Origin of the sequence: Streptococcus infantis (genome assembly GCF_019929665.1) — a bacterium.
GTDB lineage: Bacteria > Bacillota > Bacilli > Lactobacillales > Streptococcaceae > Streptococcus > Streptococcus infantis_H.
The window spans coordinates 134175-150831 of record NZ_JAHZPZ010000001.1 but is presented as its reverse complement, the minus strand read 5'-3'; the positions used below and the strand labels follow the sequence as shown (position 1 = coordinate 150831).

The window sequence follows — 16657 nt, the reverse complement described above, 5'->3', positions numbered from 1 at the left end:
TTATTTCACCCTTATAAATTGCTCGTAATGCTTATCTGTATAATACAAACTACCATCACTTCCTTTAACAAAACGCTCTGCGTCTCTCGTACTATCAACAATTTTTGAATTTATATCAAACTCTCTATACATATATCGTATCTATGATTATCAATTTCAGAATAAATCCAAACAGGATAATCATCATCATGTTGCCAATAAGTTCGATAGTATCCCATTATTGGCCCCCCGTCTGATTATTATCATTAAAAAGTTGTAATGTTTTTTCAAAATCATTTTTTGAAATTTCTATTACGGTAATTTCCTCACTATCGTTGATAGATTCTAAATCTTCATCGGTAGGAAATTCACCCAACTCAAAGGGAATATTAGCATCATAATAACTAATTTTTCCATCTAAAAAAATTTCTAGTTTTCTAATCTCATACCCCTGATTATCAACTTCCGAAAATATCCATGTTGCATATTCGAGAGATGACTGCTCCCAATAAGTTCTATAATATTTCATTAGCTTTCTCCTAATTTTCACCATAATTTACAACACGATTTGTTATATCAAGAGAAGATTCATTAGGAACAAGGTACACTCCTTCTCTACCTTTTATAACATTTAAACCATTTGTATCAATTTCAAGATAATGAGAAGTTTGCTTGTATTTCCATGGTGTAGCATAAAACTCTCGAGATAATTGACCGTTACTTTTAGAACCTGGAGCAATATCCGTAAAATATTGACCATTACCATAGCGAGCATCTTTAGGATTATTCGCTTTTAACGATGGATTTAGAGTTCCTGTATCTAATATTCCAGCCAACCCTTTCTCGGACGTATAATGATATAAAGTAGATGGTTTATCAACAATATCTGGCTTATCTGCAAACATTTGGAGATTCTCTACTGTCATTGGTAGACGTCCACCTGTAGGCTTCGTCGTCACAACATCAGCCTTAGGAGCTTGAACTGTTTCACTACTACTCCACTGCTTACCATTACCAGTCGGAACACTAGAATTGTACTTAGCAACCTGTCTACCAGCAATCGCAGCCGTTACATCTTGAATCGGTGCAATCCACGGCACATATGGAGCGATAGCTTTCTCTATATCACTCGCTGGTGTCCCATCTATACGGTAGCCTGTTTTAGCAATATGCTCGTATAGGTTAGTATAGTGATACTTATTCATCTCAGCTACTTTTTGAGCTACCTTATCATCTTCAATAGACTTTAATACTTCATAACGAGAGATGATGTATCTATTTATAGGTGACCCCTGTGGATTAAAGTAGCCTGTGCCTTGATAAGTATTATAGTTTCCTAGAACATTACCGTATTTGTTTTTCAGTTCACTAAGAGAATTTGAATCAATATTAGCTTTTTCAGAGACTGTTAGTCCATATCTTGCCGCCTCTTCATACTTTCTAAAATCTGCGACAGATGGGACTTTATTTTCTCCCTTATCGGAGGCACCGGTTGTTTTTGGATCACAGACATGTTTCAATGTGTTTTCTAATGACGTATTCCAATTCCGATATAGATTCTTGCCTTCTCGGATGGTTGGGGAAGACTTGACACCTGTAGCTATCGCATAGGCAGACTGAATCACTTGTTGGCGCTTAGCCTCTATCTGTGCAGCCGCTTGCTGGTAGACCGTTTGTACATAGTCACTGGCACTATTGTAGACCGTTTGAACCTTATTCCACTGTCGACTACCCCAATTAACCGCTCGGTTGTATTGGGTACTGACCCAGTTAGTCGCGTGGTTAAAGGCACTCTTGGTCACATTCCAAGCTTTGGAGGCGAAACTCTTCACACCATTCCAGGTGTTTGAGGCCACTCTTTTTACCGTATTCCAGGTATTAGAGGCGACTCGTTTAACACCATTCCAAGCATTAGAGGCCGTCTTTTTAACATAGTTCCAACCTTTTTTGATACTGTTCCAGAAGTGTCCACTCGGGTCGGTGTAGTTGACGGGATTGTTCTGCACATAGCTGTAGAGGTTCTGGCTGAGAGGATCTGTGTCCTCACCTGGGTAGCTATCCTCGGTTAAGAAAGTACCTCCCTGACTATCATAATATCTTGCTCGTAAATAGTCAACTCCAGTATCGTCACGAGCTTCGCCGTTATAGGCAAATGGCTGACCTGTTGTGTCTGTGCTTGCCTTGCTTGCCCCATAGAGGTTATAGTTGCTTGATGCGACGGCTTGTCCATCCTTGGTCAAGCCTGTCACAGAGCCTGACTGGTTAGTCAAGTAGTTGTAGCTGTCACCTGTTTGGTTGTTGAGGTAGCTAGCTCGACCTCGACCATAGCTATAGGTCTCTCGTGCCTTGCCATCATGGTCATAGGTTTCAAGGACTTCTGTATGTTCACGATTGACATCGTTGACATAGTTGCGTTCCTCGTAGTAGTTGTAAGTATCCTCTCGTGTGGTATAAGGAATCAGGACATCCTGAACCTGACTGGCATAGGTCACTTCTCCCTGACCCGGTAAGTTTCCGAGTTCTGGTGGGTTGACCACGATTCCTTCCTTAGTCGCTCGATCCTTAGCCACTTTCTGGTGATAGGCTCTCGACACATCGTCAAAGATGCTATGCCAGATGCTTCCTATCGTTTGCGGTAGCGTGGATAGGGCTTGGAGGACATTCTGACTAAAGCCATACCAGAAGAGAGAGTTTTCTTCCCCACTTGGGGCTGTATATGGTGACTTACGACCTGACTTGCTTTCCTTTGGCTTGCGTTGGAAGAGTTGATAAGTGTTCTTGCCTTCCTTGCGACTAGCAGTGAAGACACGATTATCATCTCCGTCGTAAAGTGCAGCCATGAGAAGACCCTTCTTGTCCTTGATCGCAAGCAGGCGGTTCTCTGTGTCGTAGATGTAGTCTAGCTTCTCTGAATTCTTCTCAGAAGCGATACGATTGCCATTCTTATCGTAGGTATAGGTGATGGTACCATCTGGACTTTCTAGTTTGGTCAAGCGGTTATGATCATCGTAGGTAAAGTGTGTCTGGCTCTCCTTGCCATCAACTGTCTCGGTGCTGGTCAGTTTATTACCCGCTAGGTCATAGGTGTAGGAGAGCTTGGAGAGTTCCTTACCAGCTCCATCCGATACCGTCATGTTTTCCACTTGACCCAGAGTATCGTAGGTATAGGTATGGACTAGGGTTTCGCCATCCTGCTTAATGGTTTCCTTAGCGATATAGCCACCATCGTCATACTCATAGCCGTAGCTAGAGATGAGTTTGTCCTGCTTATCCATGTGACGGAGTTCGGTGAGACGGTGAGCCTTGTCATAGGTCAAGAAGCTCTTGGTTCCATCTCCTCGATTAACTTCCGTCAGATCCCCTGCTTGGTTATAGCTATAGGTGGTCTTTTGTCCCTTGACATCTGTCACGGAAGTCAGGCGATCCAGTTCATCGTAAGTATAAGAAACTGTGCTACCATCTGGGTAAATCATCTTCGAGATATTGCCATAGGCATCATACTCATACTGAATCAGGCTACCATCTCCCTGACGAACACCCGTGATCTCGCCTTCTTCGTTGGTCGCGTACTGACTAGTTCCTGTCAGATCACTCATAGACACCCGACGGCCATCCGCATCATAGGTATAGAGGACTTGACCCTCTTGCTTTTCAGAGTACTCCACCTTGAGCAGTTGATCCAGCTTGTTGTAATCATAGCTGATGGTTTTCCCATCGGACTTGGTTACTTTTTCGAGCTGGTTATTGACATTATAGGTATAGGTCTCCTTATCTCCGAGACTGTTCATGCGCTCCACTAGATTGGAAAGCTGGTCATAACTGTATCTTGTGACCTTGCCATTGCCATTCGTGACCGAAGTGACATTGCCCACACTGTCGTAGGTATAGCTAGAGGTAGAAGCCTTCTCTCCACTTCCTTGTGTTGCTGTAAGCAACTGATCCTTTAGGTCATAGGTGTAGGTCTTGACACGCTTGCTTCCGGATGTGACACTGGTGAGGTTGCCATTGGCATCATAGGTCATACTTGCGACGCCACCAGCTTCATCTGTGATTTTCGTGAGATGATTGTCGTGGTCATAGCTATACTTAGTCCACTGATCTGCCGTATCGCTTTCTGAGGTGAGGCGATTGAGGCTATCATAGGTCCGCTTGGTTACTTGACCGAGAGGATTCGTCTCCTCAAGGAGATTGCCATTCGGATCATAGGTATAGGTCGTTTCGCGTTTACCATTGATAGTTCGTTTGGTCACTTGACCAACTGGGTCATAGCTTGACTCCACTGTTCGACCAGTTGGCGTTTTGATCGTTTTTAGTTGATCGAGGGTCGTATAGTCAAAGGTGGTTGTAGCACCGGACGGTTTGGTCAGTTTGGCTAGATTTCCCGCTTCATCGTAGCTATACTTGGTTTCAAGGTCAAGAGCGTTCTTAGCCGTTAAGAGACGGCCAACCTTGTCATAGCTATAGTGATTGCTTCGATCGGATTGGTCTGTCTCTTTCACCAAGTTTCCAGACACATCATAGCTATAGGTTTTCGATAGCCCCTGTGGACCTGTTTGCTTGGTGAGACGTCCCAAGGCATCATAGGCGTAGGTGTATGCTGCCTCATTTGGTAAGGTGCGTTTGGTCACACGACCATAAAGGTCATTGACATAGTTGGTGCTATGACCGTTGGCATCTGTTTCTTTTGCCAAGCTACCTGTAGTATCATAGGCATACTGAGTCTCTCCACCTGTTGGACGTTTCTTGCTGCTGACACGGTTCATACTGTCATAGCTGTAGGTCGTTGTATGACCTTCGCCACTTGTTTCGCTCAAACGATTTCCCAAAGCATCATAGCTGAAGCTTTGCTTACTTCCTGTCGGAGCTACTGTTTCGATGATTCGTCCTAATGGGTCATACTTAAAGGCTGTCGCTTGACCATTTGGATCTGTATAGAGTACCAATTTTTTATTGGCATCATAACCATAGCTACTTGAATGGCCATTGGCATCGGTCATTTTAGAAAGGTTGCCAAGGACATCATATTCGTAAGAAGAGGTATTCCCATCGGCATCCGACTCTGTCACCACTCGGTTGAGAGCATCGTAACTATACTTGGTTTCACGTTTTAGGTGATCAACAATCTTAAGCAGATTGCCGTTTTGATCATAGTGATAAGTCTTGGTCTTACCTTCTTGGTCGGTTGAGCTTGCGACATTGCCCATGACATCATAGGTGAAAGTTTCGCTGGTCTTATCTGCGTAGACCACTTTAGTCAGTTGGTTGTCGCTATTATAGCTGTATTGGGTGACCTCACCCAAGCTGTTGGTTAAAGTGAGACGATTTCCTGCCTTATCGTAGGTGTAGGTCTCACTGAGATCCTGATTATCTTTTTTGTTCACTACTCGGTTGGCGGCATCGTAGCTATACTCTGTTACCAAACCGCTAGAATGCGTCTGCTTGATGAGACGATCAAGGGCATCGTATTCTTGTCTTACGGTAGTTCCATCTGGAAGAGTCACTTCTTCCAGTTGAGCCGTTGAAGTATAGGTCATCTTAGTGACATTGCCATTGGCATCGGTGACTTGGGTCGGATAGCCCAGCTCATTATAGGTGTACTGAGTCTTTCCACCCAAGGCATCTGTCAACTCTGTCAACTGTTCCATCTGGTTGTAGGCCATCTTAGTGACATTGCCTAAACCATCTGTAATACTGGAAACTTGATTTTGGCCTGTATAAGTCGTGCTAGCAGTATAGCCTGCCGCATCTGTAAGACTATTTTGATTGCCATTAGCATCATAGGTCATGCTAGTGCGGTAACCCAAGGCATTGGTCGTTGCGATCAGGCGCCCTGCCTTACTATATTCATAAGTCGTTTCTTTTCCAAGGGCGTCTGTCATGGACAGGATATTCCCCATCGCATCCAACACATATGAAACACTGCTACCATCTGGGTAGGTAACACCTGTCACATTTCCCGCTGCATCATAGGTGTAGCTGGTAGTCTTTTTCTCTTTGGTTTCACTGAGTTTATTACCAACACTGTCATAGGTGTAGGTCACTGTCTGACCTGCTTCATCGGTGTAAGATAGCACACGACCCGTGATATCATAAGTAGTCTCTGCCTTTGTACCGATTGGGTAAGAGACTGAGGTTAGTTTGCCTGCAGCATCATAAGTGTTTTGAGTAACTTGCCCCAGAGCATCTGTGATAGTTTTAACGGCATTGTTTCTATCATCATAAGTCAAGCTGCTACTATTACCTGCTTCATTGGTTCGAGTGACAATTCGACCCAACGCATCACGAGTAACGGTAGTCGTTTGACCTGAAGCATTGGTTTCTGTTAGGAAACGACCCTTGCTATCATATGTATAGCTAGTAGCGTGTCCGTCTGCATCAGTCACGGAAAGCTGGTTTCCAACTCCATCATAAGTGTAGCTATAGGTTCCACCTTCTCCATTCGAAGCACCGACTTTACGGCCAAAACCATCATAGGTGAAGGTAGTCGTGTTACCATTGCCTTCTGTCACAGCTGTCACTTGACCTGCCTTGTCAAAAGTATGGCTCGTCCCAACACCATCGGCATCTTTTTCGCTCAGCTTGCGACCTTCTGCATCATAGGTAAAAGTCTTGATCCCACCGAGAGGATTCGTAATGCTAGTGACTTGATTGTGTGCATTATAGGTAAAGGTTGATACGCCTCCCAAAGGATTAGTGAGGCTTACCAGATTCGCACCTTGATAGGCAAAGGAAGTTGTATGACCAGCAGCATCTGTAGTAGATAAGATGCGTCCTTGCTGATCGACAGTATAGGTAATCTTAGACCCGTCTGGCAATGTTGTCTGGATTAGATTGCCATTTGCATCATAGGTATGAGCTGTTGAGGCACCACTAAAATCGGTCAAAGACAGAAGATGGTTCTTCTCATCATAGCTAGAAGTTTTTACCGCACCATCAAAACGCGTTTCTGTCAAGGTATTGCCATTGCTGTCATATGTGTAGCGAGTTGTTTGCCCCGCTTCATTCGTCACGCTTGACAGACGGTTGTTGTCATCATACGTTTTTGAGACACTAGTTCCATCGGCATAACGAATGCCAGTTGTGCGATATTGCTCATCGTAAGTATATACGGTTTGATTGCCATTTCCATCGGTAGTGATTGTCTGACCTTCACTATAAGAAAGAGTTGAAACAGCACCTGCACCATCTGTTTGCTTGATGACACGATTTTCCTCATCGTACTCGTTTTGGATAACCTTGGTCCCATTTCCATCATACCAGGCTGTCATACGTCCCTTATCGTCATATTCATAACGAGTAGGAACTCCCGTAGCGTCCGTATAGGTAATCAAATGACCATTCGTGTCATATTCATAGGTCAAAGTTGAGCCATTAGGGATTTGAATCGCACCAATATAGCCATCTGTATTATAGGTGATACTATAAACCAAGCCTGTAGGAGATGTAACCTTGACCAGCTGGTAATTTTCATTATAATCAAAGCTTGTTTTATTGCCTTTTTCATCTGTCTGACTCGTTAAGAGACCATGATAGTTAAAGGTTTTCTCTTGATGATTGTGATCAACAATTCGGTATTCCTTAACATCGTAGTCTTCTTTTTCATCTCCTCCAAAGTCACCTTTCTTTGTTTCAACTGTTTTTACTTCGAGAGTGAGGTCATAGCCACTTGGAGCACGATATTTATCACCATCCTTCGTAAACTTAAGAATCGAACCGTCTGTACGAGTATAGTAAAGATTTTGGTCTTCATCGCTCGATAACTGCTCATTAAAGGCAAATGACCAACCTCGACCAAAGAGACTATTGATGCCTGCCGCTTTAGAATTATAGGCACGAGTAATTTCAAACTTCCCGTCAATATCTGTGATAGAAACATCTGTTCGATCTAGGTAGAAATTACCCGTGTTTAGATTGATAGGTTCAAATCCAAACTCACAGTGAAGACCACGACCCATTAAAAGCCTGTCTATTTCTGCCTTGGTATTAGATGTCAAGGCTGGTGGATTATAAGGTTTATCAACATTCTTTCTTGGATTGCGAATAAAAAGGGTATTATTTTGTACAACCATCATATCTTGGATACGATTATCGTAAGCAAGTTGATTGAGTGGTACTCCATAGTATGCCGCAATCTTTGGAAGGGTATCAAACTGAGTAACTTTGTAAATCAAGAAAGTATCACTTGACTTTTTACCACTAGTTTGACTATCCTTTTTACTCTCTGCGTCAATCGTATAAACTTTGTTTAGTTCAGGTTCTGTGAAAGGCACCTGAGTCTGCCAGTTTGAGAGCTTGTCTTTATATTTGGTCGTTCCCTTTTCAAAGGCCGCATCAAAGGAACTACTATCAGGGTATTTGTAAGAAAAACTTGCAGAGCTTTGTCCCTTGTAGTCTTTCGCAGTGTCACTTAGGTTATAATCAACCTGAGCACCCGGTGTTGTCAGACCATCCGCAAAGACTCCTTGAAATTGCAGCTTTCCTTTCTTATCTGTCTTCACCATGGTCCGAAGATTGATGGTAGTGTTCCCAATTGGATACTTGACATCAACTGGATCTGGAACGGACCAATTAATCGTCAAACTAGGAGCTTTGTCTGGAGTAAACCCAATCTGTCCTGCATTTTCTGCCGTCGCTTCGGTTGTATAGAAGGCCCCACCATCTGAACCTTCGTCTGTTGCAGCTACAACTAGACCATAATTTGGTTCCAAACCTTGAACCCATGCGTTTACAGTCTCACGGATATCAAAGTTATGCATCCCAATCTTCTTACCACTGCTCGCATTCTTTCCTGCAATTTCCATATCAAGTCCCACAGAAGTATCCCATGTGAGGTTATTGATATCAAAATCTTGTTTCAAGCGATAAGCTGCAAACTGGGTTGATTGAGAACCTGGTGCCGTATATTCATAAATGTTTAGACTAGCACTATCAATACGCGCTTCCTTAGGAATACTCTTTTGAAAATCGTAATTAATCTTAAAGTACATCCTTGCACGTCCGATGTCACGAACACCTGGAACACCCGTCATTCCGATCATTTCAGCTGTTAGATATCCAACATACCCATAAGAGTAACCTTGATATTGCCCATGTACAGATGAGGTAACAATATCAAGAATTTTTTCTCGTGGAACTGTTACAGTCGGGTCTATCCGAACAGGATACTTACGTTCAGAATCAGACAACCACTCTTTACTAGCTGTGACTGTCACTTCATGACGACCATCCCCTTTTTTCAATCCAAGTGTTAAGGCATTACTTGTAGCACCTACACTATCCACCATCATTGGAGCAGTTAGTACAAAGAGAATCTTCGTTTTCCCCTTTTCATGGACAAGGATTTGATTGTCTTTCAAAGAAACATCATACTTAGATGCATCCAAACCATAAGTAAAGGAGTTCTTCCCACCCCACTCGGCTAAGATGATTTCTTCTTTGACTCCATTAGACTGTACCGTATATTGCACATCTGTTTTGCCATCGACATTGTTGTATAAGATGGCATTCTTTTCTACAGTTGCTTGTTCGTATGTCTTATCAAGCGGATACAGGGAAATTTTGTCATCCTTATGTGTAATATCAATGGGAGTATCTTCTTTGACTTCGCTCGGAAGAACTACTCCTACTGGAGATTCTTTAGGTAGATAATAGTGCTTCCCATTAGCATGATAAGAATAAAGAGATAAATCTACAGGAACTTCTACCCCTTCTTTATCAATATAGGTTTTAATATCACTCCCAATATGCGTCACAAAGTGAGTATCATCAACGCGAAACAATTGTTCTTGCCCACTAACCGCTACTGGTTCACCATATTGTTTCTTGAGTTCTGCCTCTGCCTTACTCTCTTCGTTGATCACCTTTGGTTGTTGTAGGGCATCTCCTCCATCTTTTGCTGGTTTTGATGAGGCGTCAGCACTTGTCGTTCCTTCTGTATTCGCATTTTCAGAACCAACAGTCTGGCTACTCGCCTCTGTAACAGCTTTTTTATAAGCTTCCTCAGACTGTCCTTGTTTAATTGCTTGGTTTATTTCTTCCGCATAAATCAACGGCATGTTAGAAACAAACAAACTCAGCAATAATAACCACTGTATGGTCTTACGAAGTCTTTTCATCATCATTCTCCTTTGTAAGATAAATAAAATAATAAAGTGTAAAAATTAAAATAAGAGCATCAGTGATTGATAAAACGAAAGAACCTAGTATTGGAAACCAAGCAGCGATAGCTAAACAAACAGTAACGATAATCATTGATACTAGACCAGGTAGTCGCATTTGCTCTGCTCTACTTTTCATTGGTAAAGCCTTATAGATACTAACCAAGCTATAGGATAAGACTACTTTAAGAAAAGTTTGGATAATGGTAGTAAAAACCCAGATAGCAATCTTGACATGATCATATTCCAAACTTGTATTATCGTATAAAATTTGACCAAAGCCGCCGATGAAAATTCCGCATAAAATCACACTAAACAAGTAAATCAGAATAGTGTGATTTAAACGTTTATCTGATCGATACTGTTTATAAAACCAGATCGCTATTGGAAAAATAAGAACTGTTCCTATCATTAAAAATAGTAGGCTGAGTAAGGTCAGAATGAGTGATAACCCTTTATCGACTAGCACCGGGGAAATCGCACCTGTAAATAGAAGGCGTTGCCCCACTCCTAAAAACAGCAAGCCAGTAGCTAGTCTCCAGAACCTTGGGAGTCTTGATATTTTCATTATTTACTTGTCCTTTCTTTAACACTTTTTAAACGAGCGGTAACCACAAAACGTTGGTCATTTCCAATAGCATCACATGTTGATAAGATTAAAAATCGATCTTTTTGAGGGTCAGTGGCTATCTGACGATAGAATCCCCCATAGTCTGACGATCTTATCTGTAATGTTTCTAAATAATATCTGAGGCCTTCTCGACTTCCTAATTTGAATGTATGAAAAAGATGATCATCTGTATAGGAGTGAGCTGCCAACACCTCATATTCAAAATGTTGAGTCAAGGTGTCAATCGTAATACGTTCATGCTCTTTAAAAAAAGCTGGCTTCGCAAAATAATCTAAAGATCCAAACATAGAATCATCTAACATAGCATGTCCATAAATTATAGTGACAGGATCTTCAAATGTTATTTTGTTAACCAGCTCTGTAAATATAGCTCCATAATAGGTCTCTTTACCATCTATATCGTGAGATAGGTAATAAGCATCATCCCTTGGATGTTGAGCTACTGGATAATCAATTTGAGTCCCTTCGACTGTTAGCCAAGCAAAGACATCTGGATTCTGATGAAACCTCGTCTCTATTGCATTTTGAGAATGCTTCTCTACAGCTTTCTGTTCGAATCCATCCAAGATTTTTAGACCTAAAAATAAAACTGCAACCATTGCAATTAATGATAAACTAAACCTTAAAATTTTCATGTAACCGCTCCCATACCATCATTATAACAGACCCCTGTAACCCTTGTAAATACACTTTCCCTTTAAAATATACTTTTATTAAAATATTTTGATAATCATATACATGTGTACCGTTTCATTACCTGTTTGATTGCTACTTTTTAACATAAAAGAGGAGCCCTCTCCAAATGAGAATGGGCTCCTCTTTTAACAACAACTCCCTTGTGATAGAAGACTCCTTGATTCTACAAAGATCCAATTTTTACAATTTCTATAGGAAAATCGAGTTCTAAAATCATTTTTAATTGAGAAGAATCCTTAGATATTTCATGGTCTAGATTGTCACAATGTGCAATTCCTTACCCTTATTTCGCTGCATATTTATATGATTCCATGAAATCTTTCGAAATGATAGATTTCATAAATAGAAATGTTATTCCAATGGCTGTCGGAAAGATTGCATATCGTATTCTTAGGTGTGAATTTTACCCTGAAAATACACAAATTGAGCTAGATTCTTCCGAAAAGTTTACATCCTTTAAACTGTTATTGTTTTATCCATTATTCACAATTCTTTATCTTACTCCTAGTCAACAATTGTATAATCTTCGCTTTGAAGTAATTCCAAGACTTTTTTTACAAATTGCATTGACAGCAATCCTTCAATCTTAGAGCCATGAGTTTTGAAATTTTCGTCAATTTCTTGAATTTCTAGATTAGTTTTCCTTTCAACAATTTTCTCAGAAACGGGTGAATGAAAACTATATTCCCCAATTTCGTAATATAAGAAATATAGATATTTTTTTGTTCCTAGATGATAATCAAAAAACTCGATCTCCATATCTTTATCGTAATCATAGTAACTATTTTCCCAAAAAATATCATTAGTTTTTTCTTTCAACAATTTCTCATAGTTTTTTTCATAACTATATACTCTTTTTTTCTCTTCGCCAATGAATTGTTTATGGATCAGATTCGGGGTAAATACTTTCAAAAATTCTTCTTTTAGTTGATAGTATTTCCCCATTTCCTCTTCCGCTTTTTCAATATTACTCTCCAAATGCTGATGGAACCTTCCATTTTTGTATTCTTTAATTTTATCACGATAATTTTTAGCTCGCTTATTCACGGAATATACGCATTCTGCAATAATTTCATTGGTAATTTTTTTATCATTGATTAAATCATTATATAGCTTTGGAGTTTTCATTTCATTATCCCTTTCGACCTTTCTCTTACTATCAGATATTTAAAAAATAATTCACTTGTTTTATTGAAACGTCTAGTTATCGTTTTTTCAATAACTAGACGTTTCAATTTTATTCATAATCTCTTAATTTACCCGTTTTGTACTGTTCAACCAATTCCCAAAGATTATGAGTAGTTAAATCTGGTACAAACGTATACCATTTATTAGCCACGAACAACCCAACTAACATATCAATTGCATATTTGAAATTTAAAATCTCATCCATTTCTGTAATACTATAATACAGTTTATCATGGCAACAGTGATAAATAATCAAATTCAACCTATCTTCAATGAAATCAAACTCTAGTTCTTCTCCTTCGCGTAATAATGTTAGATAAAAATTATATTCATCACGACAAAAATTAACAGTAACATCAAAGTCCTCACCTGTTTCAATTTCGATATTTACAGTCTCTAAAATTTTTTTACATAAATACTCTTTATAAATGTTCATATTTTTTCTCCTTTTGTTGTCCATTGAGTTTAAAAATGAATTGAATGATGCCAATGTCTGGAGGGCCAAGTTCATATACTAGCCCTGTAATAAAAAAAGCATATGTTTCATACTGAACTGCACCCCAAAAGTTAGACATAAAAATCTAACTTTTGGGATGCAGTTCAGAACAAGCCTTTACAGAGACACATTACGAGAACACTATTCTCCATAGTGACCAAGGATGGCAATACCAACATGATTTCTATCATCATTTTTTAAAGAATAAGGGAATTCAACCATCTATGTCACGTAAGGGAAATAGCCCAGATAACGCTATGATGGAATCTTTCTTTGGCATTCTTAAGTCTGAGATGTTTTATGGTTATGAGAATACGTTTCAGTCACTTGAGCACTTGGAACAAGCTATTGTAGACTATATTGATTACTACAACAACAAACGAATTAAGGTAAAACTAAAAGGACTTAGTCCTGTACAATACAGAACTAAATCCTTTGCTTAATTTAATTGTCTAACTTTTTGGGGTCAGTACAGCATGGACTACAGTGGTATTATTTTTTTATAATTTCAATATTAGTAAAATTTCTCGACTCTCAACTCCTCTTTTTAAATACTTGAAACCATGCTATAATATAGTAAGTATAGCTCCAATAACCTAATGATAAAGATTTCTTACATCATCCGTAAGTGTTATTCTACTCTGATTCATATTATAATGAAAGTAACAAAAGATGGAGGTGTTTCACATGGAAACAATTTTACGAGTAGAATCATTAAAAAAGCATTATGGAAAAGAACCGAATATCACCAAAGCCTTGAACGGTATATCTTTTCAGGTTGTCAAAGGTGAGTTCTTAGGAATTATGGGGAGTAGCGGTTCTGGGAAAACAACCCTTCTTAACTGTCTCGCCACAATCATCAAGCCAACTGATGGCTCTATTCAAATGCAAGGAAAAGATTTAGGTCAGTTAAAAGGTAGTCAGTTAGCTGATTATCGTGGCAAGGAAATTGGTTACCTCTTTCAAAATTTTGAGCTTTTGGACAATCTGACAGCCAAAGAAAATATTTTACTCCCCTTGTCTTTGCACAAGGTCGATACCAACGAAAGCAAGGTTCGGTTAGAATTGCTTTCCCAATATCTAGATATTTCTGAACTTCTGGATAAGTTCCCATCTCAATTATCAGGTGGTCAACGGCAAAGGGTAGCTGCTGCGCGTGCCTTGATTTTAGACCCTAAGATTGTATTTGCAGATGAGCCCACAGGAGCTTTGGATTCAAAAAATGCGACCATTTTGATGCAAAAATTATCCGAAATGAATCAATTGGAAGAAACCACCATTCTCATGGTGACCCACGATTCAGTCGCTGCCAGCTTTTGCAACCGCATCTTGTTTATCCAAGACGGAAAACTATTCCATGAAATTCGACGCGATTATCCAAGAGAAAGTCAAGAAGATTTTTACCACAGAATACTAAAGGTCATGTCTGCACTGGCTGGAGGTGATGGCAATGTTTTCTAAATTAGTCTCAAGAAATAGCAAGAGGGATCGAAAGAATAATGGCTTGTATTTCAGTTCCATGGTTCTTTCTATTATCTCCTTTTACATCATCCTTTCTTTGTCCCATCAAGATGTGATGATCTTTCTCAAACAAATAGAGAGTGACGCTGTAAATAAACTCTTTAGCATGATTCCCATTCTTTATGTGGCAACCCTCTTTATTCTCTTTTTTCTAGTCTACTTCGCAAGCAGTATGCAGATGGAAAGGAGAAAACATGAATTTGGTGTCTATCTAACGCTAGGGATGCGAAGAAGCAAACTATTCTTGCTGCTCCTACTCGAGGATTTGAGAAACAGTATTCTTGCTCTTGGAATAGGTCTTCCAATTTCAATCTTGATTTCAGAACTGATTAGCCTAATAACCGCTAAAATTGTTGGGCTAGGGATTATTGAACATCAATTTTCTCTATCTACTACAGCTCTATTCTATACAATCATCGGTTTCCTAGCCGTAAAATTAGCTGTCTTTATTCTTTTAAGTGCAAAAACAGCCAATAAGGAAATCGGAGATCTGCTATCCTATTCTCCTTCTGGCATGAAGAAACTACTCCCCAAGAGTGTGTACCTTCTTGCTTCTGTCCTCGGAATTTTGCTTCTAGGAACAGCCTATTACTTGGGGATGAGTGGACTAGCTTGGGAAAATGTCAGAACAATGGGCATCACTGTTCTCTTGGGGACTCTAGGAACTATACTACTCTTCTTTGGTATGCGTTTGTTTATAGACTTTTTAGTCAAGCTTGGAAGCAATCGAAAACTCCACACCTATAATTTTAGACAGATTCAGGAATTAGTTATCCAGCGCTCAACTATACTAGCTATCTGCTCGCTCTTAATCTTCTCTGCCTTGTGCCTCTTTGGAGCAGGTGTTGCCATTGCAAGTGGCAATTCAGGCAATCAAACCCACGTTTTGGATTATACATTTAGAGATAGCAAGCAGGAAACAGATGAAAATCTTGATATGAATACAGTAAAAAAAGAGCTTGAAGCTGCTGGACTGGCATCACAGTTTTCAAAGATTCTACAAATCAAAGTTGGCAAACCGAAAGAAGACGAATCCGTGTCCTTTGAACAGTTCATCAAGGTATTGAAAGAGCAAAAAGAAAGTAAAAACAAGGAAATTTTGCTCCATAAATTTAAACAGTCTACTACTTCCCACCTCATACCAGTTTCCGAATACAATGAACTTAGAATGGCTGCAGGTCTGCTACCTCTAGAACTAACTAGCAAGGAAGCCTACTTGTATATGGGGAAAGATTTTCTCCCTGATGAGAACTTGGTTAACTCTGTTCTGAAAGCAACCCCTCAAATCAAAGTCATGGGAAATGATGTAAAATTGATTGGCGAAGTACAGTCTTTACCGATTGTAACGGACCGTGAAATAACCATTTCTGTAGCCCTCATAGTCCCAGATGAGACCTTTATGAGCTATACAGATGATCGGTATTCAAATTATGTTAGTGGTATCTTGGATCCTGAGCTGGTCAAGGAAAAAGGCCTAATGAAAGCTATCTCAGATACTAATAAAAAGCTGAATCAAAGTCCTCTTGGCTATGAAAGTTATATACAAAATATGGGAAGACAATTATTTTACATTATCTCTGCCAGCTATATCACCATCTATCTGGCTATCATCTTCCTTGTTGTCGCAAATACAATTATTGGCGTTCAGTTTTTGATGGGACAAAGACAATCCTACAGACGATACCAGACCTTAATCCATCTTGGAGCCAACTATGAAACTCTTTGTAAATCTTCAGAAAAGCAAATCAATTGGTATTTTGGTCTGCCAATTGCTCTTGCACTTATCAGTAGTAGCTTCGGAGTGAGCTCCCTCCTCACAGGAATATTACCAGCCAGTGCAAGAATGGCCATGGGGCAAAAATTTATCACAGCCATGCTGATAGTACTTCTCTTAGCCGGCTTCGAAGTCATCTATATCAGAATTGTAAAGAAAAATAGCAACAAGTATTTGTTGTCATTAATGGAACCCAAAAGAGACGAATAAGATAG

Annotated in this window: 9 protein-coding genes and 1 pseudogene; 3 read left to right on the top strand and 7 right to left on the bottom strand. The window is 39.8% G+C overall.

What is annotated here, in order from left to right; all coding sequences use genetic code 11:
* From K1I61_RS09035 to K1I61_RS00665, 7 genes are all read right to left on the bottom strand, one after another.
* Positions 1–132: a ribonuclease domain-containing protein gene (locus K1I61_RS09035; RefSeq protein WP_223332685.1), complete on the bottom strand. Its 132-nt coding sequence runs from the start codon at positions 130–132 to the stop codon at positions 1–3.
* 85 nt (positions 133–217) lie between these two features.
* Positions 218–508 (bottom strand): DUF6881 domain-containing protein, encoded by a 291-nt coding sequence (locus K1I61_RS00690; RefSeq protein WP_223332683.1) that lies wholly within the window; start codon positions 506–508, stop codon positions 218–220.
* Between the two features lie 10 nt (positions 509–518).
* Positions 519–10094 carry an HYD1 signature containing ADP-ribosyltransferase family protein gene (locus tag K1I61_RS00685; protein ID WP_223332681.1) on the bottom strand — a complete coding sequence of 3192 codons (9576 nt, stop codon included), beginning with the start codon at positions 10092–10094 and terminating at the stop codon, positions 519–521.
* Positions 10078–10704 carry a hypothetical protein gene (locus tag K1I61_RS00680; RefSeq protein ID WP_223332680.1) on the bottom strand — a complete coding sequence of 209 codons (627 nt, stop codon included), beginning with the start codon at positions 10702–10704 and terminating at the stop codon, positions 10078–10080. Before K1I61_RS00680 ends, K1I61_RS00685 begins: the two co-directional genes overlap by 17 nt.
* Positions 10704–11402, bottom strand: coding sequence for a class B sortase (locus tag K1I61_RS00675; RefSeq protein WP_223332679.1), 699 nt, complete (start codon positions 11400–11402; stop codon positions 10704–10706). Before K1I61_RS00675 ends, K1I61_RS00680 begins: the two co-directional genes overlap by 1 nt.
* Positions 11403–11967: 565 nt before the next feature.
* A complete protein-coding gene (locus K1I61_RS00670) occupies positions 11968–12591 on the bottom strand; it encodes a hypothetical protein (protein ID WP_223332677.1) in 624 nt (207 codons plus the stop codon).
* A 109-nt stretch (positions 12592–12700) separates the two neighbouring features.
* Entirely contained in the window at positions 12701–13087 is a 387-nt protein-coding gene (locus tag K1I61_RS00665) for a hypothetical protein (protein WP_223332675.1), read from the bottom strand.
* A 167-nt stretch (positions 13088–13254) separates the two neighbouring features.
* On the opposite strand from K1I61_RS00665, the pseudogene K1I61_RS00660 reads away from it, so the two are divergent.
* The 3 genes and pseudogenes from K1I61_RS00660 to K1I61_RS00650 form a co-directional block, all read left to right on the top strand.
* Positions 13255–13590: pseudogene (locus tag K1I61_RS00660) on the top strand (IS3 family transposase); the annotation flags it as partial.
* A 244-nt stretch (positions 13591–13834) separates the two neighbouring features.
* Entirely contained in the window at positions 13835–14608 is a 774-nt protein-coding gene (locus K1I61_RS00655) for an ABC transporter ATP-binding protein (protein ID WP_223332673.1), read from the top strand.
* The gene (locus K1I61_RS00650) at positions 14598–16652 is read left to right on the top strand and encodes an FtsX-like permease family protein (protein WP_223332672.1); all 2055 of its coding nucleotides are present in this window, start codon (positions 14598–14600) and stop codon (positions 16650–16652) included. The genes K1I61_RS00655 and K1I61_RS00650 overlap by 11 nt, the downstream gene beginning before the upstream one ends.
* Positions 16653–16657 lie beyond the last annotated feature (5 nt).

What these genes read in the sequence shown, in the direction of transcription:
- K1I61_RS00685 (WP_223332681.1), bottom strand. Translation starts at nt 10,094, where the DNA reads ATGAAAAGACTTCGTAAGACCATACAGTGGTTATTATTGCTGAGTTTG.
- K1I61_RS00655 (WP_223332673.1), top strand. Translation starts at nt 13,835, where the DNA reads ATGGAAACAATTTTACGAGTAGAATCATTAAAAAAGCATTATGGAAAA.
- K1I61_RS00675 (WP_223332679.1), bottom strand. Translation starts at nt 11,402, where the DNA reads ATGAAAATTTTAAGGTTTAGTTTATCATTAATTGCAATGGTTGCAGTT.
- K1I61_RS00690 (WP_223332683.1), bottom strand. Translation starts at nt 508, where the DNA reads ATGAAATATTATAGAACTTATTGGGAGCAGTCATCTCTCGAATATGCA.
- K1I61_RS00650 (WP_223332672.1), top strand. Translation starts at nt 14,598, where the DNA reads ATGTTTTCTAAATTAGTCTCAAGAAATAGCAAGAGGGATCGAAAGAAT.
- K1I61_RS09035 (WP_223332685.1), bottom strand. Translation starts at nt 132, where the DNA reads ATGTATAGAGAGTTTGATATAAATTCAAAAATTGTTGATAGTACGAGA.
- K1I61_RS00665 (WP_223332675.1), bottom strand. Translation starts at nt 13,087, where the DNA reads ATGAACATTTATAAAGAGTATTTATGTAAAAAAATTTTAGAGACTGTA.
- K1I61_RS00670 (WP_223332677.1), bottom strand. Translation starts at nt 12,591, where the DNA reads ATGAAAACTCCAAAGCTATATAATGATTTAATCAATGATAAAAAAATT.
- K1I61_RS00680 (WP_223332680.1), bottom strand. Translation starts at nt 10,704, where the DNA reads ATGAAAATATCAAGACTCCCAAGGTTCTGGAGACTAGCTACTGGCTTG.